Below are 22,159 nucleotides of genomic sequence, written 5' to 3' on the forward strand. Positions count from 1 at the left end.
GGCGCCGGCGGGACCCGGCTGAGCGGGCGCCGGGCCGCGGCTAAAATCTACGGTCTGATGACTGCCACCCTCGTCGCCAAGAACCTCGCCGCCGGCCACGGCGACCGCTCCCTGTTCACCGGGCTCGACCTCGTCGTCGCACCCGGCGACGTCATCGGCCTCGTCGGCGCCAACGGCGCGGGCAAGTCCACCCTGCTGCGGATGCTCGCCGGGCTGAGCGCGCCGGAACAGGGCGAACTGCGCCTGTCCCCGTCCACCGCCACCGTCGGACACCTCCCGCAGGAGCCGGAGCGCCGCCCCGGCGAGAGCGTCCGGGAGTTCCTGGCCCGCCGTACCGGCGTCACCGACGCCCAGCGCGCCATGGACGAGGCCACCCAGGCCCTGGTCGACGGAGCGCCCGGCGCCGACGACGCGTACGCGACCAGTCTGGAGCGCTGGCTGGCCCTGGGCGGCGCCGACCTCGACGACCGGGCGGTGGAGACCGCCGACGCGCTCGGCCTGACCGTCGACCTCGACCAGCCGATGACCTCGCTGTCCGGCGGCCAGGCGGCCCGCGCCGGACTCGCCTCCCTCCTCCTCTCCCGCTACGACGTCTTCCTGCTCGACGAGCCGACCAACGACCTCGACCTGGACGGCCTGGAGCGCCTCGAACGCTTCGTGACCGGCCTGCGCGCCGGCACCGTCGTCGTCAGCCACGACCGGGAGTTCCTCACCCGCACCGTCACCAAGGTCCTCGAACTCGACCTCGCCCAGCGGCAGGTCAACCTCTACGGCGGTGGCTACGAGGCGTACCTGGAGGAACGCGAGGTGTCCCGCCGGCACGCCCGCGACGAGTTCGAGGAGTACGCCGACAAGCGGGCGTCCCTCCAGGACCGGGCCCAGACCCAACGCGCCTGGATGGACAAGGGCGTCAAGAACGCCCGGCGCAAGGCGGGCAACGACAACGACAAGATCGGCCGGAAGTTCCGCAGCGAGGCCAGCGAGAAGCAGGCCGCCAAGGCCCGCCAGACCCAGCGCATGATCGAACGCCTGGAGGTCGTCGAGGAACCCCGCAAGGAGTGGGACCTGCGCATGGAGATCGCGTCGGCACCGCGCTCGGGCGCGGTCGTCGCCACCCTGCGCGACGCCGAGGTCCGGCGCGGCGACTTCGTGCTCGGCCCGGTCTCCCTCCAGATCGACTGGGCGGACCGGGTGGCCGTGACCGGAGCGAACGGCGCGGGCAAGTCCACCCTCCTCGGCGCCCTCCTGGGCCGGGTCCCGCTCGACGCCGGACACGCGGCGCTCGGCTCCGGAGTCCTGCTCGGCGAGGTCGACCAGGCCCGCGAGCTGTTCCACGGCCCCGAGATCCTGCTCGACGCCTTCCGCGCCGCGATGCCCGACACGGAACCGGCGGAGATCCGCACGCTCCTGGCCAAGTTCGGCCTCAAGGCGGACCACGTCACGCGCCCGGCATCCACCCTCTCCCCGGGCGAACGCACCAGGGCCGCCCTCGCCCTCCTCCAGGGCAGCGGCGTCAACCTCCTGGTCCTGGACGAGCCGACCAACCACCTCGACCTTCCGGCGATCGAGCAACTGGAGTCGGCCCTGGACGCGTACCAGGGCACGCTCCTGCTGGTCACCCACGACCGCCGCATGCTGAACGCGGTACGGGTGACCCGCCGCCTGGAGGTGACGGACGGCAAGGTGGTGGAACGCACGTAGCCGACACGGCTGCCCACCCACCCTGCCGCGACCGCCGGAGGTCTACGCCAGCCCGGCCCGCCGCAACGCGTCGGCCATCGCTCCGTTGGAGGGCGCGGGCGCCGGGGCCGGCCGCCCCTTGCCGCCGCCGGCGGCCTTCCGCTGCCGGGGCGGCTTCCCGCCCCGGTCCCGCTTCGGCTGCTCCCCCTGCGCTCCTTGCGGCCCCTGCGGAGCGGCCTCGTCGTCCAAGCGCAACGTCAAGGAGATCCGCTTCCGCGGAATGTCGACGTCCATCACCTTCACCCTCACGATGTCCCCGGGCTTGACCACGTCCCGCGGGTCCTTCACGAACGTCCTCGACATCGCGGACACGTGCACGAGCCCGTCCTGGTGCACACCGACGTCCACGAACGCCCCGAACGCGGCGACGTTCGTGACGACGCCCTCCAGCACCATCCCGGACGACAGGTCGGAGATCTTCTCCACGCCCTCCTTGAAGGTGGCCGTCTTGAAGGCGGGCCGCGGATCGCGCCCCGGCTTCTCCAGCTCCCGCAGGATGTCCGTGACCGTGGGCAGACCGAACGTCTCGTCCACGAACTGGTCCGGCCTCAGCGACCGGAGCACCGACGTGTTGCCGACCAGCCCCGCCACCTCCTGCCCCGCGGTCTTCCCCATCCGGCGCACCACCGGATACGCCTCGGGGTGCACGCTGGACGCGTCCAGCGGGTCGTCGCCGCCCCGGATCCGCAGGAAGCCCGCGCACTGCTCGTACGCCTTGGGGCCGAGCCGCGACACCTTCTTCAGCGCGGTCCGCGACGCGAACGGCCCGTTCGCGTCACGGTGCGCCACGATGTTCTCGGCGAGCCCGGAGGTGATGCCGGAGACCCGGGCGAGCAGCGGCGCGGAGGCCGTGTTGACGTCCACCCCCACGCCGTTCACACAGTCCTCGACCACCGCGTCCAGCGAGCGCGACAGCTTCACCTCGGACAGGTCGTGCTGGTACTGGCCGACGCCGATCGACTTCGGGTCGATCTTCACCAGCTCGGCCAGCGGGTCCTGCAGCCGCCGGGCGATCGAGACCGCGCCGCGCAGCGAGACGTCCATGTCCGGCAGCTCCTGGGAGGCGAAGGCGGAGGCCGAGTACACGGAGGCGCCCGCCTCGGACACCATCACCTTGGTGAGCTTCAACTCGGGGTGCTTGGAGATGAGTTCCCCGGCGAGCTTGTCGGTCTCGCGCGAGGCCGTGCCGTTGCCGATGGCGATCAGGTCGACCGCGTGCTCCTTCGCCAGCCGCGCCAGCTTGGCGATCGCCTCGTCCCACCGGTTGGCGGGGACGTGGGGATGGATCACGTCCGTCGCCACGACCTTGCCCGTCGCGTCGACCACGGCGACCTTCACACCGGTACGGAAACCGGGGTCGAGGCCGAGCGTCGCGCGGGTGCCCGCCGGGGCGGCCAGCAGCAGGTCGCGCAGGTTGGCGGCGAACACGTCGACCGCCTCGTCCTCGGCGGCCGTGCGCAGCCGCAGCCTGAGGTCGATGCCGAGGTGCACGAGGATGCGGGTGCGCCAGGCCCAGCGGACCGTGTCGCGCAGCCACTTGTCGGCGGGGCGGCCGCGATCGGCGATCCCGAACCGGCTCGCGACGATCCCCTCGTACGACGACGGGCCCTCGGTGGCCTCCTCGGGCTCCAGAACGAGGTCGAGCACGTCCTCCTTCTCGCCGCGCAGCATCGCGAGGACCCGGTGCGAGGGCAGCTGGGGGAACGGCTCGGCGAAGTCGAAGTAGTCGGCGAACTTGGCGCCGGCCTCCTCCTTGCCGTCCTTGACCCTGGCGGTGAGCCGTCCGCGGCCCCACATCCGCTCGCGCAGCTCGCCGATCAGGTCGGCGTCCTCCGAGAACTTCTCCGTGAGGATCGACCGCGCCCCGTCCAGGGCGGCCTGCGGATCGGCCACCCCCTTGCCGGCGTCGACGAACGCGGCCGCGGCGGCGAGCGGGTCGACCGACGCGTCGGCGAGCAGGCCGTCGGCCAACGGCTCCAGGCCCGCCTCGCGCGCGATCTGCGCCTTCGTGCGCCGCTTCGGCTTGAACGGCAGGTAGATGTCCTCCAAGCGCGCCTTGGTCTCCGCCGCGCGGATGCGCCCCTCGAGCTCCTCGGTGAGCTTGCCCTGCTCGCGCACCGAGTCGAGGATCGCGGTGCGCCGCTCCTCCAGCTCGCGCAGATAGCGCAGCCGCTCCTCGAGCGTGCGCAGCTGCGCATCGTCGAGCATCTCGGTCGCTTCCTTGCGGTAGCGGGCGATGAAGGGCACCGTCGAGCCGCCGTCGAGCAGCTCCACCGCGGCCTTCACCTGCCGCTCCCGCACGCCGAGCTCGTCGGCGATCCTGCTTTCGATGGACCTCACGCTGGACGCGCTGGACCCGGGTGTCGTCACGATCCCGTACCGCCTTCTCACTGAGGTTGCGCGGCAATTGTGGCAGGTGGCGCCGACAATCCGGGATCAGGGCGCCGTCCGGGCCGGTCGCGGCCGCCGGCGAGCGGGGGCGCGATCAGGCCCTGCGCCCCCGGGTGGCGGACGAGGCCCCGCCGAAGAGCCGGGCCAGGGCCCGGAAGGGAAGCGTCACCACGGTGGCGACAGCGCCACCGATCTGGCGCAGTACGTCGGCGATGGCACGGAACACGGGAAGCCCCTTTCGTCTTCCGGCCCCTCCGGCCGGAAGACCTACGGGTACCTCCGTATCGGCCCGGCATGCCCCTTCGGGGGCCCCTGCGCGTGCCCGTCGGTGCGCCGGGGCGCGCGCCCCGGGGGTGTCCTCAGCGCCTGGCGAGCAGGTCCGCCGGGAAGGCGCCCGCGCCGAGCGCCGCACGCGCGAAGGCCGTCCCGAGCTCCGTCAGGCGTGCCACACCCTCCGCCCCCAGGTGCGCGTAAGGGGCCGCGTCGAGCCGGTCCGTCTCCCGCTCGATCCCCTCGCGCAGGGCCGTGCCCTCCTCAGTCAGTTCGCCCGCCGTGTCGATCAGCCCGCGCTCGCGCAGCCGGCCGACGGCCGCGTCCCACTCCTCCCGGGTCCAGCCGCGCGTGGTGAAGACCCACTTAGGCGCCAGGCCCTTGCCGGTCGCGGTATGCGTGACCAGCGCCTCCAGACCGTCCAGGTCCGCCGCCACCAGCGCGGCGAGGTGGCCGTCGCCCCGGTGCTCGCGCAACAGCGTCGCCGCGTGCCAGAACGCCAGGTGCGGCGCGTCCGGCACGGGCAGGTCCGCGTGGGCCGAGTAGAGCGGGCGGGCGCCGCGCGTACAGCCCTCGGCGGCGCGCAGCGCCAGTGCGGCCGCCTCCGCCATCTCGGCCGAGGCCACGGTCTCCTCGCCCAGCAGCCGGCGCAGCGTCGCGTCGACGGCACGCGCGCGTGCGGCCAGGGCCTGCTCGGGCGTGACCGTCTCCCACACGGCGGGCACGTACCGGGCGACGAGGTCGTGCTTGTAGTTGTAGAACGCCGCCGTCACGGCACCGGCTCCGACCGGTCCCAGCGCGGCGGCGCGCACCGCGAAGTTGACGGCCGGGGCGTCGGTGACACCGAGGGCGCCCAGTTCCCGGCCCAGGTCGGGCGAGAAGTAGTGCGTCGAGTGCAGCGAGTTGAGCGCGTTGTGGCAGCGGCGGCCCGCGCGGGCGTCGATGGCGGCAGTTGTCATGCCGCGCACGTTACCAACCGCTCAGTACGTCCCTCCAGGCCTGCGGACGCATGGCAGGAAAGGTGGGATGCTCGTCATTGCGGCCGTCCGGCTGCGGGCCGAGAATCGACGGCATGGCGCAGCGAACCGTGCGAACCGTCCTGGTCCTCCTCTTCGACGACGTCCAGAGCCTCGACGTCACCGGTCCCGTGGAGGTCTTCGCGGGCGCCGAGCAGCACGCGCCGGGCACGTACCGCATCCGCACCGCCTCGCTGGACGGTGCTCCCGTGCGCACGTCCAGCGGACTGACCGTCGTACCGGACCACGCGCTCGCCGACGCGCCCCGGCCGGACACCCTGGTGGTCCCCGGCGGCCAGGGCACCCGGAGTCCCGCCCCGCGCCTGACCGACTGGCTGCGCGGGAACGGACCGGGCGTCCGGCGCCTGGTCTCCGTCTGCACCGGGGCGATCCTGCTCGCCCGTGCGGGCCTGCTCGACGGACGCCGCGTCACCACCCACTGGGCCTACAGCGCCCGCCTCGCCCGCGACCATCCGGCCGTGGACGTCGACCCCGACCCGATCTACATCCGCGACGGCAACGTGGCCACGTCCGCCGGCGTCACCTCCGGCATCGACCTCGCCCTGGCGCTGGTGGAGGAGGACCTGGGCCGGGACGCCGCCCTGACCGTCGCCCGCCACCTCGTGGTGTTCCTGCGCCGGCCCGGGAACCAGGCCCAGTTCAGCGCGCAGCTCGCCGCCCAGACCGCGCGCCGCGAGCCGCTTCGGGAGATCCAGCAGTGGATCACCGAACAGCCCGGCGCCGATCTGAGCGTCGAGTCCCTCGCCGCCCGCGCCCGTCTCTCGCCGCGCCACTTCGCCCGCGCCTTCCAGGCGGAGACCGGCACGACGCCCGGCCGGTACGTCGACCGGGTCCGCCTGGAACACGCCCGCCGACTGCTGGAGGACAGCGGCGACGGGGTCGAGGAGGTCTCCCGCGCCAGCGGCTACGGCACGCCCGAGGCCATGCGCCGCGCCTTCGTCAAGACCCTCGGCACCCCACCGGCGGAGTACCGCCGCCGCTTCCGGCCCGCCGCCCAACCCCACTGAAACCCCCGGACACCCGCCAACACTCACCGCCCGTCCCCGGCGTCATCACGGCCCCGTCCCGGCCTGACCACCGCCCCGGCTCACCGTCCGTCCCGGCCTCACCACCGCCCCGAGCCCGGGCTCACCACGGCCCCGGCCTCACCCCCGTCCCGGCTCACCGTGTCCGCGAACCGCTGCCCGACTCCGGGCTCACCACTCCTGCCCGGCTCACGGCCGGTCCTGGCTCATCGCCGCCCCGGGCTCATCGCCCGCCCGCCCGCAGCCCGACTCCGGGCTCACCGCCCGTCCCCGGCTCACCGTCCGAGCTGGGCTCAACGCCCGACTTGGGCTTGTTCTCCGACCCGGCTTCGCCTCCGACCCGGCTTCACCTCCGACCCGGGCTCACCGCCCGCTCCGAAAGGAACCCCGTGCAGATCGCCATCGTCCTCTTCGACCGCTTCACCGCCCTGGACGCCGTGGGCCCCTACGAGACCATGAGCCGTATCCCGGGCGCCGACACCGTGTTCGTCGCCGAGCGGACCGGTCCCGTCCGCAACGACACGGGGAGCCTGGCGCTGACCGCCGACCGGACGCTGGCGGACGTGCCCGGCGCGGATGTCGTCGTCGTGCCGGGCGGCCCCGGCCAGGAGGCGCAGATGGGCAACGAGACCCTGCTCGACTGGCTGCGCGCCGCCGACGCCACCAGTACCTGGACGACCTCCGTCTGCTCGGGCTCCCTGCTGCTCGCCGCCGCCGGACTGCTGAGCGGCCGCCGGGCCACCTCGCACTGGCTGGCCCTGGACCTCCTGAAGGCGTACGGCGCCGAGCCGACCGGCGAACGGGTCGTCACCGACGGCAAGTACGTCACCGCGGCCGGCGTCTCCTCCGGCATCGACATGGGGCTCACCCTGGTCGGCCGCATCGCCGGCGACGAGCACGCCCAGGCGGTCCAGCTGCTGACCGAGTACGACCCGCAGCCGCCCTACGACGCGGGGTCCCCGCAGAAGGCGCCCGCGCATCTCGTCGAGGAGTTCCACACCAGGAACCGGTTCATCCCGTCGTAGGCGCGCTCCAGCCGAAACGCGGCTGCCTGCGTTCCAGGAAGGCGGCGACTCCCTCCGCGGTGTCGCCGCTCGCCTGCGCCTGCGCGGCCCAGTACGCGTCCCGGTCCGTGCGTCCGTTCGCGAACTCCTTCGCCGCGGCCTGCGTCAGCTGTGAGCGGGAGACCAGCACCCGGGTGAACTCCGCCACCCGTTCGTCCAGTTCGCCGTCCGGCAGCACCTCGTCCACCAGGCCGGTGCGCAGCGCCCGCGCGGCGTCGATCAGCTCGCCGCTGAACAGCAGGTACTTCGCGGTGGCGGGCCCCGTCAGCGCCACCAGCCGCCGGGTCGCGGACGCCGGGTACACGACCCCCAGCTTGGCCGGGGTCACCCCGAACGACGCCGTCTCCTCGGCGAACCGCAGGTCGCACGCCGCCGCCAACTGCGCCCCGCCGCCCACGCAGTGACCGCGGACGGCCGCCAGCGTCGGCCTCGGGAACGCGGCGAGGGCCTCCTCGGCCCGTACCGCCAGCTCCTGGGCCTCGCCGGACGACTCCCGCAGCGTCGAGATGTCCGCCCCGGCGCAGAAGGTCGCGCCCTCGCCGGTGAGTACCAACGCCCGCACCCCGGTGTCCCGGGCCAGGGCACCGAGCAGCTCGGGCAGCGCCCGCCACATCGCGGCCGTCATGGCGTTGCGCTTGGCCGGGTGGTGGACGACGACGGTGGCGACCGAGTCGGCGACCCGGTGCAGCAGCTGCGGCTCCATGGGGCGGATGCTACCCACCGGCCCCATCGCCCCGAGCGGACGGGGCGAGCAGGACAGGAACGGTCTCACCATCGACCGTGTCGGGCACCGGCGATCAAAAACCGCTCGATACATGCTGACTTGCGTTCAGTGCGGCGGAGTGGAGGGGCGGGTTACCAACACTCGGGGTGTGGTGACAATCGAGCCCAGGGGTGGCGACCGGACGATGGACGAGACCGGGCCCGCCGGGCCGCTGCCGTACGAAGGCGTCTGGCGGTTCACCGCCCCGGCCGTGGACGCGTCCGTCCCGCAGGCCCGGCACGCCGTGCGCGACCTGCTGACGCGCCAGGGCGTGCCGGTCTCCGACGACGTCACGCAGGCCCTGCTGCTGATCGTCTCGGAACTGGTCACGAACGCGGTCCGGCACGCGGCCGTGCTCTCGCCGGTGCTCGCCGTGGAGGTCGCCGTCGGCCCCGAGTGGGTGCGGGTGGCCGTGGAGGACGACCACCCCTACCGACCGACCGCCCTGGAGACCGACCACGGTCGCACCGGGGGGCGCGGTCTGCTCCTGGTCCGCGAGATCACCCGCGAGGCGGGCGGCGCCTGCGACGTCGCCCACACCGCGAGCGGCGGCAAGGTGATCTGGGCCGCCCTGCCCCTCAAACACGTCCCGCGGTAGGACACCCAGCGGTAGGACGGCCCGCGGTGGGACGCCCCTGACCGGGACGCCCCGCGGTGGGACGCCCGCTCACCAGCCCGCGGACGTGCCCGTCAGCTCGCGGACGGCCGGCCGGGCCGCGTCCAGCACCGTCATGAACCACGCCGAGAAGGTGTCCCTGCCGTGCCGCTCGGCCAGTTCGGCCGGGGGCACGAAGGCCGTCCGGGCCACTTCCTCCGGGTCCGGACGCGGTTCGGCCTGCACCAGACCGACGAAGAGGTGGTTGTACTCCTGCTCGACCAGCCCGGAGTCCGGGTCGGGGTGGTTGTAGCGCACCGTGCCCGCCTCGGCGAGCAGCGAGGGCGAGACCCCCAGCTCCTCGTACGTCCGCCTGGCCGCCGCCGCGAACGGGGCCTCACCGGGGTAGGGGTGACCGCAGCAGGTGTTGGACCACACGCCGGGGGAGTGGTACTTGCCCAGCGCCCGCTGCTGGATCAGCAGCCGCCCCCGCTCGTCGAAGAGGAAGACCGAGAAGGCGCGGTGCAGCCGCCCCGGCGGCTGGTGCGCGGAGAGCTTCTCCGCGGTGCCGATCGTCACGCCGTTCTCGTCGACCAGTTCCAGCAAGATCTCGTCTGCGGTGCCGTTCGACGAGCTGGGCGTCGCGGTGGCAGGAGTGATCGGCATACCCATCCTTCACATCGGTCCTCGCGCCCCAAGTGTGCCGTACGAATCCGGCACTCTCGGCACTTCCCGGCGCACCCGCATGTCCTGTGTGCCCCCGCGGGCACCGGGTGTGACCGGTCGGACACCGAGGAGGGGTCCGATGGGTGAGCGTGCCCGGCCCCGCCCTCGGGGAACCTTCCGGTGTGCCACGACCGGGAGGGGGCCGCGGCGACCGGACGCGCACGCACGGCGGACGAGGGCGCTCGACGGCGCGTCCGAGCGCGAACGCGCCCCCCGCAGCGGCGTGACAGGCGCCCCCGCGGCCCGGTGCCTCAGTGGCACAAGCGCGCCTCGTGCTCCGCGTGACCGCCCGGCTCCAGCTGGAAGGTGCAGTGCTCCACGTCGAAGTGGTCGCCCAGGCAGCCCTGCAGTTCGTGGAGCATCTTCTCGTGGCCGATCGCGTTCAGCGCCTCGCCGTTCACCACCACGTGCGCCGACAGCACGGGCATGCCGGAGGTGATCGTCCAGGCGTGCAGGTCGTGCACGTCCTCGACCCCGTCCAACGCCAGTATGTGGGCGCGTACCTCGGCGATGTCGACGCCCTTGGGAGCCGCCTCCAGCAGCACGTCGAGGGTCTCGCGCAGCAGCCGCCAGGTGCGGGGCACGATCATCAGACCGATGAGCAGCGACGCGATCGGGTCGGCGGGCTGCCAGCCGGTGGCCAGGATGACCAGTGCGGCGACGATCACGGCCAGCGAACCCAGCGCGTCGGCCGCCACCTCCAGGAAGGCGCCGCGCACGTTGAGGCTCTCCTTCTGGCCGCGCATCAGCAGGGACAGCGACACCACGTTGGCGACCAGCCCGATCGCACCGAAGACGACGGTCAGTGCGCCGTCGGTGCCGGCGGGCGTGACGAACCGCTCGATCGCCTCGTACAGGACGTAGCCCCCGACCCCGAGCAGCAGCAGGCAGTTGGCCAGGGCCGCCAGGATCTCCGCGCGGGCGTAACCGAAGGTCCGCCGGTCACTCGGCGGCCGGCTCGCGAAGTGGATGGCCAGCAGCGCCATGCCGAGGCCCAGCGCGTCCGTGGCCATGTGCGCCGCGTCGGCGACCAGGGCGAGCGAGTCGGCGAGCAGGCCGCCGACGATCTCGACGACCATGACGGTGAGGGTGATCGCCAGCGCCACCCGCAGTCTGCCCCGGTACGCGGAGGTCGCCGTCCCGCCGGCCCGCGCCCCGTGCGCGTGCCCGTGATCGTGCCCAGCCCCCATGAGAAAGCCTGCCTCCCTGTGTGGACGGGCGTCCGTCATCCGGCGCCCGGATGACAGTCAACTACGGGTAGGGGGTATACGGCAACGCGGCACTGAACACCGTTGTCATGTGCCCTGACCTGCGAAAACGTTCCGCAGGTCAGAGCGTCGGGCCGGAGCGTCGGACGGCAGCCGCAGGTGCGGCCTCCGCCATCGGGGCGACGAGCCGCCGGGAGCCGCCCTGACCGTGTGCGCACACCCGTCGACACTGTGCGATGCCCGGGATGCCCGGTCTGGGGGCGCGGTTTGTGGGGCGAGCCCCGGATCCCCGATGATGATCGCGGCAAAGGCGGGCGCACGTGGCGTCGACCGACCGTGAAACGGGCGGTGAACGCGGCGTTCCCGGCATCCGATAACCTCTGCCGACATGCCGCCCGGGTGCCGCAGGCACGGGCGCTCCACCATGCACAGGACCGGCGCCGAGGCGCCGGCACCAGGGAGTGAGTTCGGTTGTCGACCGCCATCCTCACCGGTCAGCCGGTCCCCGGTTCGTCCATCGAGCACGAGCTGCGGTCCCTGGGCTTCGACGTGCACCTCGCCACCGGTGCCGCCGACACCGAGACCCTGCTGGCCCGGGTGCCCGGCGGGGAACGCGTCGCCGTGGTCGACGCCCGCTTCGTGGGCCACGTGCACGCGCTGCGCCTCGGCCTCACCGACCCCCGCTTCCCGCTCGCCGCCGTACCGGGCGCCGTGACCGCGCAGCCGGACGCCCGCCAGGCGCTGACCCGTGCGATGGCCCGCGAGAACTCCTCGGGCGGCGGCACCGCGCTGGACGTCGACAGCCTCGCCGACCGGATCACCGCCGCCCTCGACGCCGACGGCGCCGACGTGCACCGCCCCGAACTCGGCAGCCTCGTCGCCGCCGTCCCCGCCGACCCGCAGGCCCGCAACGAGTCACGGCAGGCCGTCGCCGCCGTGGACGACGAGGCCGTACGCCTGAAGTCGGCGGTCAAGGCCCGCGACGGCTTCGTCACCACCCACTTCATCAGCCCCTACTCCCGCTACATCGCCCGCTGGTGCGCGCGCCGGGGCCTGACGCCCAACCAGGTCACCACCGCCTCGCTGATCACCGCGCTCATAGCGGCCGGCTGCGCCGCCACCGGTACCCGCGGCGGGTTCGTCGCCGCCGGGGTCCTGCTCATCGCCTCCTTCGTCCTCGACTGCACCGACGGACAGCTCGCCCGCTACTCCCTGCAGTACTCCACACTCGGTGCCTGGCTGGACGCCACCTTCGACCGCGCCAAGGAGTACGCCTACTACGCGGGCCTCGCCCTCGGCGCGGCGCGCGGCGGCGACGACGTATGGGCCCTCGCGCTCGGCGCCATGGTCCTGCAGACCTGCCGGCACGTCGTCGACTTCTCCTTCAACGAGGCCAATCACGACGCCTCGGCCAACACCAGCCCCACCGCCGCCCTCTCCGACAAGCTGGACAGCGTCGGCTGGACGGTCTGGGTGCGCCGCATGATCGTCCTGCCGATCGGCGAACGCTGGGCCATGATCGCCGTCCTGACCGCGCTCACCACGCCGCGCGTCACCTTCTACGCACTGCTCGTCGGCTGCGCGTTCGCCGCCACGTACACCACCGCCGGCCGCGTCCTGCGCTCGCTGACCCGCAAGGCCACCCGGACGGACCGGGCCGCCGCGGCACTGGCCGACCTCGCCGACTCGGGACCGCTCGCCGAGGCCGCCGCCAACGGCCTGCGCCGCACCGCGCGCCGCCTGCCCGGCTTCACCGCCCCCGCCGTCGCCCTCCTCGGCGGCGCCGCCGTCGTCGCCACCGCCGCGCTCACCGACTTCGGCACCCCCTGGCTGCTCGTCGCCGCCGTCGTCTACGTACTGACCTCCGCCCTCGCCGTCGCCCGCCCCCTCAAGGGCGCCCTCGACTGGCTGGTCCCGCCGTTCTTCCGGGCCGCCGAGTACCTCACGGTCCTGGTGCTGGCGGCGAAGGCCGACGTGAACGGGGCCCTTCCGGCGGCTTTCGGGCTGGTGGCCGCGGTCGCCTACCATCACTACGACACGGTCTACCGCATCCGCGGTGACGCGGGCGCGCCGCCGCGGTGGCTGGTGCGGACGGTCGGGGGACACGAGGGCCGCACGCTGGTGATCACCGTGCTGGCCCTGCTGCTCACCGCCACACAGTTCAAGGTCGCGCTCACGGTCCTCGCCGTGGCCGTGGCACTCGTGGTGCTCGTCGAGAGCATCCGCTTCTGGGTCGCCGCCCACAAGGTCGGCGCACCCGCCGTACACGACGAAGGAGAACCCGCATGATCGGCCTCGTGCTGGCGGCCGGCGCCGGACGCCGTCTGCGCCCCTACACCGACACCCTGCCCAAGGCACTGGTCCCGGTCGGCCCCGAGGACGCTCAGGACAGCATCACGGTCCTCGACCTGACGCTGGCGAACTTCGCCGAGGTCGGCCTGACCGAGGTCGGGATCATCGTCGGCTACCGCAAGGAGGCCGTGTACGACCGCAAGGAGGAGCTGGAGCAGAAGTACGGCGTCAAGCTCACCCTCATCGACAACGACAAGGCCGAGGAGTGGAACAACGCCTACTCCCTGTGGTGCGGCCGTGACGCCCTCAAGGACGGCGTGATCCTCGCCAACGGCGACACCGTGCACCCGGTCTCCGTCGAGAAGACCCTGCTCGCCGCCCGCGGCGACGGCAAGAAGATCATCCTCGCCCTCGACACGGTGAAGAACCTCGCCGAGGAGGAGATGAAGGTCGTCGTCGACCCCGACAAGGGCGTGCAGCGCATCACCAAGCTGATGGACCCGGCCGACGCGACCGGCGAGTACATCGGCGTCACCCTCATCGAGGGCGAGGCCGCCGCGGAGCTGGCCGACGCGCTGAAGACCACCTTCGAGCGCGACCCGCAGCTGTACTACGAGGACGGCTACCAGGAGCTCGTCAACCGCGGCTTCACGATCGACGTGGCCCCGATCGGCGACGTCAAGTGGGTCGAGATCGACAACCACGACGACCTCGCCAAGGGCAGGGAGATCGCGTGCCAGTACTGACGAGGCTCATCCCGTCGCCGGTCGTCGTGGACATCCGCGCGGGTGCCCTCGACGACCTGGGATGCGTCCTCGCCGACGAGCGCATCTCCCACTCGGGCAAGCTCGCCGTCGCCGTCAGCGGCGGCTCCGGCGCCCGGCTGCGCGAGCGCGTCGCCCCGTCCCTGCCCGGCGCCGACTGGTTCGAGGTCGGCGGCGGCACCCTGGACGACGCGATCAAGCTGGCCGGCGCCATGAAGGGCGGCCACTACGACGCGGTCGTCGGCCTCGGCGGCGGCAAGATCATCGACTGCGCCAAGTTCGCGGCGGCGCGCATCGGCCTCCCGCTGGTCGCCGTGCCCACCAACCTCGCGCACGACGGTCTGTGCTCGCCGGTCGCCACCCTCGACAACGACGCGGGCCGCGGCTCGTACGGCGTGCCGAACCCGATCGCCGTCGTCATCGACCTGGACGTCATCCGCGCCGCCCCGGCCCGCTTCGTGCGCGCCGGCATCGGCGACGCCGTCTCCAACGTCTCCGCGATCGCGGACTGGGAGCTGGCCAACCGCGTCAAGGGCGAGCGCATCGACGGCCTGGCCGCCGCGATGGCCCGCCAGGCCGGCGAGGCCGTGCTCCGGCACCCGGGCGGCATCGGCGACCACGACTTCCTCCAGGTGCTGGCCGAGGCACTGGTGCTCAGCGGCATCGCCATGTCGGTCTCCGGCGACTCACGGCCCTCCTCGGGCGCCTGCCACGAGATCAACCACGCCTTCGACCTGCTCTTCCCCGAGCGTGCTGCCGCCCACGGCGAGCAGTGCGGCATGGGCGCGGCCTTCGCGATGTTCCTGCGCGGAGCCCACGAGGAGTCCTCCCACATGGCCGAGGTGCTGCGCCGGCACGGCCTGCCGGTGCTGCCCGAGGAGATGGGGTTCACGCCCCAGGAGTTCTTCCGGGCCGTGGAGTTCGCCCCCCGGACGCGCCCCGGCCGTTACACGATCCTCGAACACCTCGACCTCGAAACCGACCAGATCAAGGACCTGTACGCCGACTATGTCAAGGCCATCGGTAGCTGAACTACGCCCGGTCGTCCATCCCGCGGGGGTCAAGGACCGGCGCAGCGGCGAGCACTGGGCGGGACGCCTCTACATGCGCGAGGTCTCGCTGCGGATCGACCGCTACCTGGTGAACACCAGGATCACGCCCAACCAGCTCACGTACCTGATGACCGTCTGCGGCGTGCTCGCGGCCCCGGCCCTGCTGGTGCCGGGCATTCCGGGCGCCGTGCTCGGCGTGGTCGCCGTCCAGCTGTACCTGCTGCTGGACTGCGTCGACGGCGAGATCGCGCGCTGGCGCAAGCAGTACTCCCTCGGCGGCGTCTACCTGGACCGGGTCGGTGCCTACCTGACCGACGCCGCGGTCCTGGTCGGCCTCGGCATGCGCGCCGCCGACATCTGGGGCACCGGCCGCATCGACTGGCTGTGGGCCTTCCTCGGCACCCTCGCCGCGCTCGGCGCCATCCTGATCAAGGCCGAGACCGACCTGGTGGGCGTCGCCCGGCACCAGAACGGGATGCCCCCGGTCAAGGAGGCCGCCTCCGAGATCCGCTCCTCCGGCATGGCGCTGGCCCGCCGGGCCGCCGGGGCGCTCAAGTTCCACCGGCTGATCCTCGGCATCGAGGCGTCCCTGCTGATCCTGCTCCTGGCGATCGTCGACCAGGTGCGCGGCGACCTGTTCTTCACCCGCCTCGGCACCGCCGTCCTCGCCGGCATCGCGCTCCTGCAGACCCTGCTGCACCTGGTGTCCGTCCTCGCCTCCAGCAGGCTGAAGTGAGTACGCCCATGAAGGTCGGCGCCGTCGTCATCACGATGGGCAACCGCCCCGAGGAACTGCGCGCCCTGCTCGACTCGGTGGCGGGACAGGACGGCGACCCGGTCCAGGTCGTCGTGGTCGGCAACGGCTCGCCCGTCCCCGAGGTGCCGGACGGCGTGCGCACCGTCGAGCTGCCCGAGAACCTGGGCATCCCCGGCGGCCGCAACGTCGGCATCGAGGCATTCGGACCGGGCGGCCAGGACGTCGACGTCCTGCTCTTCCTCGACGACGACGGCCTGCTCGCCCGCGCCGACACCGCGGAGCTGTGCCGTGAGGCCTTCGCGGCCGACGACGAGCTGGGCATCATCAGCTTCCGCATCGCCGACCCGGACACCGGTGAGACCCAGCGCCGGCACGTCCCGCGGCTGCGCGCCTCCGACCCGATGCGCTCCTCCCGGGTCACCACCTTCCTCGGCGGCGCCAACGCCGTCCGCACCCGCGTCCTCGCGCAGGTCGGCGGGCTGCCGGACGCGTTCTTCTACGCACACGAGGAGACCGACCTGGCCTGGCGGGCCCTCGACGCGGGCTGGATGATCGACTACCGGTCCGACATGGTGCTCAACCACCCGACCACGGCGCCCTCGCGGCACGCGGTCTACCACCGCATGGTCGCCCGCAACCGCGTCTGGCTTGCCCGCCGCAACCTGCCCGCCCTCCTGGTCCCGGTCTACCTCGGCGTCTGGATGCTGCTCACCCTGCTGCGCCGCCCCTCCCGGCCGGCCCTGAAGGCATGGTTCGGCGGCTTCCGCGAGGGCTGGGCCAAGCCCTGCGGTCCTCGCCGCCCCATGCGGTGGCGTACGGTGTGGCGCCTGACCCGGCTGGGCCGTCCCCCGGTGATCTGACAAGCTCGTACCGAGCGTTCCGGCCCCGCCCGGGGCCAACAGGTCCATGCCAGGCCCGCGCGGCCGAGCATTTTCGAAGACGAAAGTTTCCACCAGTGAGTGAGACAACGCACGACGGCACGGTCGCCATGGCCAAGCCCGTGTCGCCCGACGAGGGCCTCACACCGGCCCGGCTCGCAGCCAAGCACGGGCTGTCGGTGAGCGGTGCCCGACCCTCCCTCGTGGAGTACGTCCGTCAGCTCTGGGGGCGGCGGCACTTCATCATCGCCTTCTCCCAGGCGAAACTGACCGCTCAGTACAGCCAGGCGAAGCTCGGCCAGCTGTGGCAGGTGGCCACTCCGCTGCTGAACGCGGCCGTCTACTTCCTGATCTTCGGCCTGATCCTCGACGCGGGCCGCGGCATGTCGAAGGACGTCTACATCCCGTTCCTGGTCACGGGTGTCTTCGTCTTCACCTTCACCCAGTCCTCGGCGATGGCGGGCGTGCGCGCGATCTCCGGCAACCTGGGACTGGTGCGGGCCCTGCACTTCCCGCGCGCCTCGTTGCCGGTCTCGTTCGCGCTCCAGCAGCTCCAGCAACTGCTGGCCTCGATGATCGTGCTGTTCGCCGTGGTCATCGGCTTCGGCAGCTACCCGTCGCTGTCCTGGCTGCTGGCCGTCCCGGTGCTCGTCCTGCAGTTCCTCTTCAACGTGGGCATCGCCCTGGTCGTGGCCCGGATGGGGGCCAAGACACCGGACCTGGCCCAGCTGATGCCGTTCATCATGCGGACCTGGATGTACGCGTCGGGCGTCATGTTCTCCATCCCGATCATGCTGCAGGGCAAGCCGTCCTGGATCGCCGACATGCTCCAGTGGAACCCGACCGCCGTCTACATGGACCTGATGCGCTTCGCCCTGATCGACGGGTACGGCTCCGGGAACCTGCCGCCGCACGTGTGGGCGGTCGCGCTCGGCTGGGCCGTGGTCCTCGCCGTCGGCGGCTTCGTGTACTTCTGGAAGGCAGAGGAGAGGTACGGCCGTGGCTGAACAGCAGCAGGACGAGCGGGTGCCGACGGTCATCGCGGACGAGGTGCACATCGTCTACCGCGTCAACGGCGCCAAGTCCGGCAAGGGCAGCGCGACCGCCGCGCTGAGCCGCATACTCAAGAGGGGCGAGGAGCGGGGCGTGCGCAAGGTGCACGCCGTGCGCGGCGTCTCCTTCACCGCCTACCGGGGCGAGGCCATCGGCCTGATCGGCTCCAACGGGTCCGGCAAGTCCACCCTGCTGCGGGCCATCGCCGGCCTGCTGCCCGCCGAGCGCGGCAAGGTCTACACCGACGGCCAGCCCTCGCTGCTCGGCGTGAACGCGGCCCTGATGAACGACCTGACCGGCGAGCGCAACGTCATCCTCGGCGGCCTCGCCATGGGCATGAGCCGCGAGCAGATCAAGGAGCGCTACCAGGAGATCGTCGACTTCTCGGGGATCAACGAGAAGGGCGACTTCATCACCCTGCCGATGCGCACGTACTCCTCCGGCATGGCCGCCCGGCTGCGGTTCTCCATCGCCGCCGCCAAGGACCACGACGTCCTGATGATCGACGAGGCGCTGGCCACCGGCGACCGCAAGTTCCAGACCCGCTCCGAGGAACGCATCCGGGAACTGAAGAAGAAGGCCGGCACCATCTTCCTGGTCAGTCACAACAACAAGTCCATCCGCGACACCTGCAACCGGGTCCTGTGGCTGGAGCGCGGCGAGCTGCGGCTGGACGGTCCGACCGACGAGGTGCTCAAGGAGTACGAGAAGTTCACGGGCAAGTAGTCCGACACGCCGGGGCCTCGCCGCAACTGTTCCGGCGGGGCCCGGCGTCTGCAAAGGAAACGTCAACTCCTGGCGTTCTCAGGAATCTTGAAGTCAATCGGTGTGTTGTTGTGATGCGCTGTGCACCCCGACGGACGCCCGTGAGTTGTACAACGTAAGCTGTACCGGTCCTGAAACGCGGCACATGGGGCGATAATGCCCGACACCCTCGAGCGGGCCTGCCGCGCGGGTGGCGGGGCGGCGTGTCCGAAATAGTGTGTATTGGGTCGGCAGTGTAGAACGGGAGATGTGACGGCAATGGCGACGGAAACTCCCCAGCTCCGCGAAACGTGCGCCGTCCCCGTCCAGGGCAGCCCGCGATGACGGTCACCGACACGGCGCACGCCGCCGACCCGGAGCGCGCCACCCTCGCCAAGGCCGCCGACGAGAACTTCCCCGTCGCCCCCTTCTTCCTGCCCCGCGACTGGCGCACCGACCTCATGGCCGTGTACGGCTTCGCCCGCCTCGTCGACGACATCGGCGACGGAGACCTCGCGCCCGGCGGGGCGGACGCCCGCCTCCTCGGCGTCCCCGGGGACCGCGCCGACGACCGGGTGCTGATGCTGGACGCCTTCGAGGAGGACCTGCGCAGGGTCTTCGACGGCGCCGACGGCCCGCCCCGTCACCCGTTGCTGCGCCGCCTGGCGCCCACCGTGCGCCGCCGCTCGCTGACCCCCGCGCCCTTCCTCGGCCTGATCGCCGCCAACCGCCAGGACCAGCTGGTCGCACGGTACGAGACCTACGACGACCTCCTCGCCTACTGCGAGCTGTCCGCCAACCCGGTCGGCCACCTCGTCCTCGCCGTCACCGGAACCGCGACCCCCGAACGGATCCGCCGCTCCGACGCCGTCTGCACGGCCCTGCAGATCGTCGAGCACCTCCAGGACGTCGCCGAGGACCTCGGACGGGACCGGATCTACCTGCCCGCCGAGGACATGAAACGTTTCCACGTGCGGGAGGCGGACCTCGCCGCCCCCACCGCCAACGCGTCCGTGCGCGCGCTGATCGCCTACGAGGCCGGGCGCGCACGCGACCTGCTGAATGAAGGAGCCCCCCTGGTGGGTAGCGTCCACGGCAGGCTGCGGGTGCTGCTGGCGGGGTTCGTGGCGGGAGGAAGGGCGGCGCTCCACGCGATCGCCGCGGCGGGATACGACGTACTTCCCGGCCCGCCCAAGCCCGGCAAGGTCCGGTTGCTGCGCGAAGCGGGCCTGGTCCTGCGAGGAGAGGGGTGATCCAGCCCGTGGAGTCGTCAGCGAACATGCCGGCGCCGGTGCTCGCCGCCTACAGCTACTGCGAGGCCGTCACCGGCCGGCAGGCACGCAACTTCGCCTACGGCATCCGGCTGCTGCCCACGCCCAAGCGGCGGGCGATGTCGGCGCTGTACGCGTTCTCACGCCGCGTCGACGACATCGGCGACGGGGTCCTGCCGGCCGACGTCAAGGTCGCCCGGCTGGACGAGACGCGGACCGTCCTCGCCCGGATCCACGACGGCGCGGTCGACGAGGACGACACGGACCCGGTCGCCGTGGCCCTCGCCCACGCGGCCCGCCAGTTCCCGATCCCGCTCGGCGGTCTCGACGAGCTGATCGACGGCGTCCAGATGGACCTGCGCGGCGAGACCTACGAGACCTGGGACGACCTGAAGGTCTACTGCCGCTGCGTGGCCGGCGCCATCGGCCGCCTCTCGCTCGGCGTGTTCGGCACCGAACCGGGGGCGCGCGGCGCCGAACGCGCGCCGGAGTACGCCGACACGCTCGGGCTCGCGCTGCAGCTCACCAACATCCTGCGCGACGTCCGGGAGGACGCCGAGGGCGGGCGCACCTACCTGCCCGCCGACGACCTCGCCAAGTTCGGCTGCTCGGCCGGGTTCAACGGGCCGACACCTCCCGCGGGCTCCGACTTCGCGGGGCTCGTGCACTTCGAGGTGCGCCGGGCCCGCGCCCTCTTCGCCGAGGGATACCGGCTGCTGCCCATGCTCGACCGGCGCAGCGGGGCCTGCGTGGCCGCCATGGCGGGCATCTACCGCCGCCTGCTGGACCGCATCGAGCGCGACCCGGAGGCCGTGCTGCGCGGCCGGGTCTCGCTCCCCGGACGCGAGAAGGCGTACGTCGCCGTGCGCGGCCTGTCCGGGCTCGACACCCGGCATGTCACCCGGCGAGCCGTCAGGAGGCGCGCGTGACGGACACACCGGGCACACTCGACACCCAGGGCCCTCGCGCAACCACCGTCGGGCAGCGGCGGGCAACCCTCCGGTGGCGGTCGGCGTCCCTGACTGAGACGGTCAGCCGTACGCCGTTCACACACCACGCCGACCGGACAGGGAAGGGCGCACCATGACGCAGGGCAACGGCGGGCAGCTCGCGGACGTTTCCGCCCTCCGCCCCGGCAGGCATGCCGTGGTCGTCGGCGGCGGACTCGCCGGAGTCACCAGCGCGCTCGCGCTCGCCGACGCCGGTGTGCGCGTCACCCTGCTCGAAGGGCGCCCCCGCCTCGGCGGGCTCGCCTTCTCCTTCCAGCGCGGCGACCTCACCGTCGACAACGGCCAGCACGTGTACATGCGCTGCTGCACCGCCTACCGCTGGTTCCTCGACCGGATCGGCGGCGCGGCGCTCGCGCCGGTGCAGGACCGCCTCGACGTGCCCGTGGTCGACCTGGACCGGCCCGAAGGGCGCCGGCTCGGCAGACTGCGGCGCGACGCGCTGCCCGTGCCCCTGCATCTGGGGCGCAGCCTGGCGACCTACCCGCACCTCTCCCTCGCCGAACGGGCCGCGGTCGGCCGCGCCGCGCTCGCGCTGAAGGGACTCGACCTCGCCGATCCGACCCTGGACACCCAGGACTTCGGCAGCTGGCTGACCGCGCACGGTCAGTCGGCGCGTGCCGTCGAGGCCCTGTGGGACCTGGTCGGGGTCGCCACCCTCAACGCGGTCGCGGGCGACGCCTCGCTCGGGCTCGCCGCGATGGTGTTCAAGACCGGTCTGCTGTCCGACCCGGGAGCGGCCGACATCGGCTGGGCCCACGTCCCGCTGGGCGAACTGCACGACCGGCTGGCCCGCAAGGCGCTCGACTCCGCGGGCGTCCGTACCGAGGTCCGTACACGCGTCACCTCCGTCTCCGTAAACGAGAACGGCGGCTGGAGCGTTCAGGTTCCCGACGAGACGCTCGAAGCGGACGCCGTCGTCCTCGCCGTACCCCAGCGCGAGGCGCACGACCTGCTGCCGGACGGCGCGCTCGACGCCCCGGAGAATCTTCTGGAGATCGGCACCGCGCCGATCCTCAACGTCCACGTGGTCTACGACCGCAAGGTGCTCGCCACACCGTTCCTCACGGCCCTCGGCACCCCGGTGCAGTGGGTGTTCGACCGCACCGAGGCCTCCGGACTGAAGGAGGGGCAGTACCTGGCGCTGTCGCAGTCGACCGCGCAGGACGAGATCGACGCGCCCGTCGCCGCGCTGCGCGAGCGGTACCTGCCCGAACTGGAGCGGCTGCTGCCGCGCACCAGGGGTGCCGAGGTCAAGGACTTCTTCGTGACCAGGGAGCGCACCGCGACGTTCGCCCCCGCCCCCGGCGTCGGCCGCCTCCGGCCCGGCGCCCGTACCAAGGCACCCGGCCTCTATCTGGCCGGAGCGTGGACCGCCACCGGGTGGCCCGCGACCATGGAGAGTGCGGTTCGCAGCGGTGTCGGGGCGGCGGCCGCCGCGCTCGGCACCCTGGGCCGGTCCCGCGGCCTCCTTCCCGATTTCTTCGAGGAGGCGGCGTGAGAGCCGATCCGCGCGGGACCG

At 72.6% G+C, this 22,159-nt stretch carries 21 protein-coding genes; 15 read left to right on the plus strand and 6 right to left on the minus strand.

All coding sequences use genetic code 11. The features are described 5' to 3' along the window. Positions 1-57 precede the first annotated feature (57 nt). The gene (locus BJ961_RS13310) at positions 58-1,701 is read left to right on the plus strand and encodes an ABC-F family ATP-binding cassette domain-containing protein (RefSeq protein WP_271321518.1); all 1,644 of its coding nucleotides are present in this window, start codon (positions 58-60) and stop codon (positions 1,699-1,701) included. 42 nt (positions 1,702-1,743) lie between these two features. Here the strand turns inward: BJ961_RS13310 and BJ961_RS13315 are convergent, their stop codons facing one another. From BJ961_RS13315 to BJ961_RS13325, 3 genes are all read right to left on the minus strand, one after another. Further along, positions 1,744-4,110: a Tex family protein gene (locus BJ961_RS13315; protein ID WP_271321519.1), complete on the minus strand. Its 2,367-nt coding sequence runs from the start codon at positions 4,108-4,110 to the stop codon at positions 1,744-1,746. 115 nt (positions 4,111-4,225) lie between these two features. After that, on the minus strand, positions 4,226-4,357 hold the full coding sequence (locus BJ961_RS13320) for an LPFR motif small protein (RefSeq protein WP_271321520.1): 132 nt from the start codon (positions 4,355-4,357) through the stop codon (positions 4,226-4,228). A 133-nt stretch (positions 4,358-4,490) separates the two neighbouring features. After that, positions 4,491-5,360, minus strand: coding sequence for an SCO6745 family protein (locus BJ961_RS13325; RefSeq protein ID WP_271321521.1), 870 nt, complete (start codon positions 5,358-5,360; stop codon positions 4,491-4,493). A gap of 113 nt (positions 5,361-5,473) precedes the next feature. Between BJ961_RS13325 and BJ961_RS13330 the strand changes: the two genes are divergently transcribed. Together BJ961_RS13330 and BJ961_RS13335 are read left to right on the plus strand one after the other, a co-directional pair. Continuing rightward, the gene (locus tag BJ961_RS13330; RefSeq protein WP_271321522.1) at positions 5,474-6,445 is read left to right on the plus strand and encodes a GlxA family transcriptional regulator; all 972 of its coding nucleotides are present in this window, start codon (positions 5,474-5,476) and stop codon (positions 6,443-6,445) included. 407 nt (positions 6,446-6,852) lie between these two features. Then, entirely contained in the window at positions 6,853-7,488 is a 636-nt protein-coding gene (locus BJ961_RS13335) for a DJ-1/PfpI family protein (protein WP_271321523.1), read from the plus strand. On the opposite strand, the gene BJ961_RS13340 is transcribed toward BJ961_RS13335, so the two are convergent. Further along, positions 7,475-8,230 carry an enoyl-CoA hydratase/isomerase family protein gene (locus tag BJ961_RS13340; RefSeq protein WP_271321524.1) on the minus strand — a complete coding sequence of 252 codons (756 nt, stop codon included), beginning with the start codon at positions 8,228-8,230 and terminating at the stop codon, positions 7,475-7,477. The genes BJ961_RS13335 and BJ961_RS13340 overlap by 14 nt on opposite strands. Positions 8,231-8,435: 205 nt before the next feature. On the opposite strand from BJ961_RS13340, the gene BJ961_RS13345 reads away from it, so the two are divergent. Beyond that, entirely contained in the window at positions 8,436-8,888 is a 453-nt protein-coding gene (locus tag BJ961_RS13345; RefSeq protein ID WP_271417035.1) for an ATP-binding protein, read from the plus strand. Positions 8,889-8,957: 69 nt separating this feature from the next. On the opposite strand, the gene idi is transcribed toward BJ961_RS13345, so the two are convergent. Both idi and BJ961_RS13355 read right to left on the minus strand, forming a co-directional pair. Further along, a complete protein-coding gene (idi, locus tag BJ961_RS13350) occupies positions 8,958-9,551 on the minus strand; it encodes an isopentenyl-diphosphate Delta-isomerase (protein WP_271321525.1) in 594 nt (197 codons plus the stop codon). 311 nt (positions 9,552-9,862) lie between these two features. After that, positions 9,863-10,801: a cation diffusion facilitator family transporter gene (locus BJ961_RS13355; RefSeq protein ID WP_271321526.1), complete on the minus strand. Its 939-nt coding sequence runs from the start codon at positions 10,799-10,801 to the stop codon at positions 9,863-9,865. A 489-nt stretch (positions 10,802-11,290) separates the two neighbouring features. Here BJ961_RS13355 and BJ961_RS13360 point away from each other — a divergent pair, with 489 nt between their 5' ends. From BJ961_RS13360 to hpnE, 11 genes are all read left to right on the plus strand, one after another. Further along, positions 11,291-13,108, plus strand: a complete 1,818-nt coding sequence (locus BJ961_RS13360) for a DUF5941 domain-containing protein (RefSeq protein ID WP_271321527.1) — start codon at positions 11,291-11,293, stop codon at positions 13,106-13,108. After that, positions 13,105-13,857: a phosphocholine cytidylyltransferase family protein gene (locus BJ961_RS13365; protein ID WP_271321528.1), complete on the plus strand. Its 753-nt coding sequence runs from the start codon at positions 13,105-13,107 to the stop codon at positions 13,855-13,857. Before BJ961_RS13360 ends, BJ961_RS13365 begins: the two co-directional genes overlap by 4 nt. Beyond that, entirely contained in the window at positions 13,845-14,906 is a 1,062-nt protein-coding gene (locus tag BJ961_RS13370) for an iron-containing alcohol dehydrogenase family protein (RefSeq protein WP_271321529.1), read from the plus strand. The genes BJ961_RS13365 and BJ961_RS13370 overlap by 13 nt, the downstream gene beginning before the upstream one ends. Further along, the gene (locus tag BJ961_RS13375; RefSeq protein WP_271321530.1) at positions 14,884-15,663 is read left to right on the plus strand and encodes a CDP-alcohol phosphatidyltransferase family protein; all 780 of its coding nucleotides are present in this window, start codon (positions 14,884-14,886) and stop codon (positions 15,661-15,663) included. The genes BJ961_RS13370 and BJ961_RS13375 overlap by 23 nt, the downstream gene beginning before the upstream one ends. An 8-nt stretch (positions 15,664-15,671) precedes the next feature. Continuing rightward, entirely contained in the window at positions 15,672-16,544 is an 873-nt protein-coding gene (locus tag BJ961_RS13380) for a glycosyltransferase family 2 protein (RefSeq protein ID WP_271417036.1), read from the plus strand. A gap of 95 nt (positions 16,545-16,639) precedes the next feature. Continuing rightward, positions 16,640-17,569, plus strand: a complete 930-nt coding sequence (locus tag BJ961_RS13385; protein ID WP_271321531.1) for an ABC transporter permease — start codon at positions 16,640-16,642, stop codon at positions 17,567-17,569. Next, the gene (locus BJ961_RS13390) at positions 17,562-18,341 is read left to right on the plus strand and encodes an ABC transporter ATP-binding protein (protein WP_271321532.1); all 780 of its coding nucleotides are present in this window, start codon (positions 17,562-17,564) and stop codon (positions 18,339-18,341) included. The genes BJ961_RS13385 and BJ961_RS13390 overlap by 8 nt, the downstream gene beginning before the upstream one ends. A gap of 359 nt (positions 18,342-18,700) precedes the next feature. Then, positions 18,701-19,612: a squalene synthase HpnC gene (hpnC, locus tag BJ961_RS13395; RefSeq protein WP_271321533.1), complete on the plus strand. Its 912-nt coding sequence runs from the start codon at positions 18,701-18,703 to the stop codon at positions 19,610-19,612. Beyond that, on the plus strand, positions 19,609-20,559 hold the full coding sequence (gene hpnD, locus BJ961_RS13400) for a presqualene diphosphate synthase HpnD (RefSeq protein ID WP_381156496.1): 951 nt from the start codon (positions 19,609-19,611) through the stop codon (positions 20,557-20,559). Before hpnC ends, hpnD begins: the two co-directional genes overlap by 4 nt. Then, complete coding sequence (locus tag BJ961_RS13405; RefSeq protein WP_271321534.1) at positions 20,556-20,717, plus strand: DUF6380 family protein; 162 nt, start codon at positions 20,556-20,558, stop codon at positions 20,715-20,717. Before hpnD ends, BJ961_RS13405 begins: the two co-directional genes overlap by 4 nt. Further along, a complete protein-coding gene (gene hpnE, locus BJ961_RS13410; protein WP_271321535.1) occupies positions 20,714-22,138 on the plus strand; it encodes a hydroxysqualene dehydroxylase HpnE in 1,425 nt (474 codons plus the stop codon). Before BJ961_RS13405 ends, hpnE begins: the two co-directional genes overlap by 4 nt. Positions 22,139-22,159 lie beyond the last annotated feature (21 nt).

Origin of the sequence: Streptomyces lienomycini, from assembly GCF_027947595.1 — a bacterium.
GTDB classification, from domain to species: domain Bacteria; phylum Actinomycetota; class Actinomycetes; order Streptomycetales; family Streptomycetaceae; genus Streptomyces; species Streptomyces lienomycini.

Excerpts from the sequence above, each read along its gene's own strand:
- BJ961_RS13310 (WP_271321518.1), top strand. The coding sequence starts at position 58 with ATGACTGCCACCCTCGTCGCCAAGAACCTCGCCGCCGGCCACGGCGAC.
- BJ961_RS13325 (WP_271321521.1), bottom strand. The coding sequence starts at position 5,360 with ATGACAACTGCCGCCATCGACGCCCGCGCGGGCCGCCGCTGCCACAAC.
- BJ961_RS13330 (WP_271321522.1), top strand. The coding sequence starts at position 5,474 with ATGGCGCAGCGAACCGTGCGAACCGTCCTGGTCCTCCTCTTCGACGAC.
- BJ961_RS13340 (WP_271321524.1), bottom strand. The coding sequence starts at position 8,230 with ATGGAGCCGCAGCTGCTGCACCGGGTCGCCGACTCGGTCGCCACCGTC.
- BJ961_RS13345 (WP_271417035.1), top strand. The coding sequence starts at position 8,436 with ATGGACGAGACCGGGCCCGCCGGGCCGCTGCCGTACGAAGGCGTCTGG.
- idi (WP_271321525.1), bottom strand. The coding sequence starts at position 9,551 with ATGCCGATCACTCCTGCCACCGCGACGCCCAGCTCGTCGAACGGCACC.
- BJ961_RS13355 (WP_271321526.1), bottom strand. The coding sequence starts at position 10,801 with ATGGGGGCTGGGCACGATCACGGGCACGCGCACGGGGCGCGGGCCGGC.
- BJ961_RS13365 (WP_271321528.1), top strand. The coding sequence starts at position 13,105 with ATGATCGGCCTCGTGCTGGCGGCCGGCGCCGGACGCCGTCTGCGCCCC.
- BJ961_RS13375 (WP_271321530.1), top strand. The coding sequence starts at position 14,884 with ATGTCAAGGCCATCGGTAGCTGAACTACGCCCGGTCGTCCATCCCGCG.
- BJ961_RS13380 (WP_271417036.1), top strand. The coding sequence starts at position 15,672 with ATGAAGGTCGGCGCCGTCGTCATCACGATGGGCAACCGCCCCGAGGAA.
- hpnC (WP_271321533.1), top strand. The coding sequence starts at position 18,701 with ATGACGGTCACCGACACGGCGCACGCCGCCGACCCGGAGCGCGCCACC.
- hpnE (WP_271321535.1), top strand. The coding sequence starts at position 20,714 with ATGACGCAGGGCAACGGCGGGCAGCTCGCGGACGTTTCCGCCCTCCGC.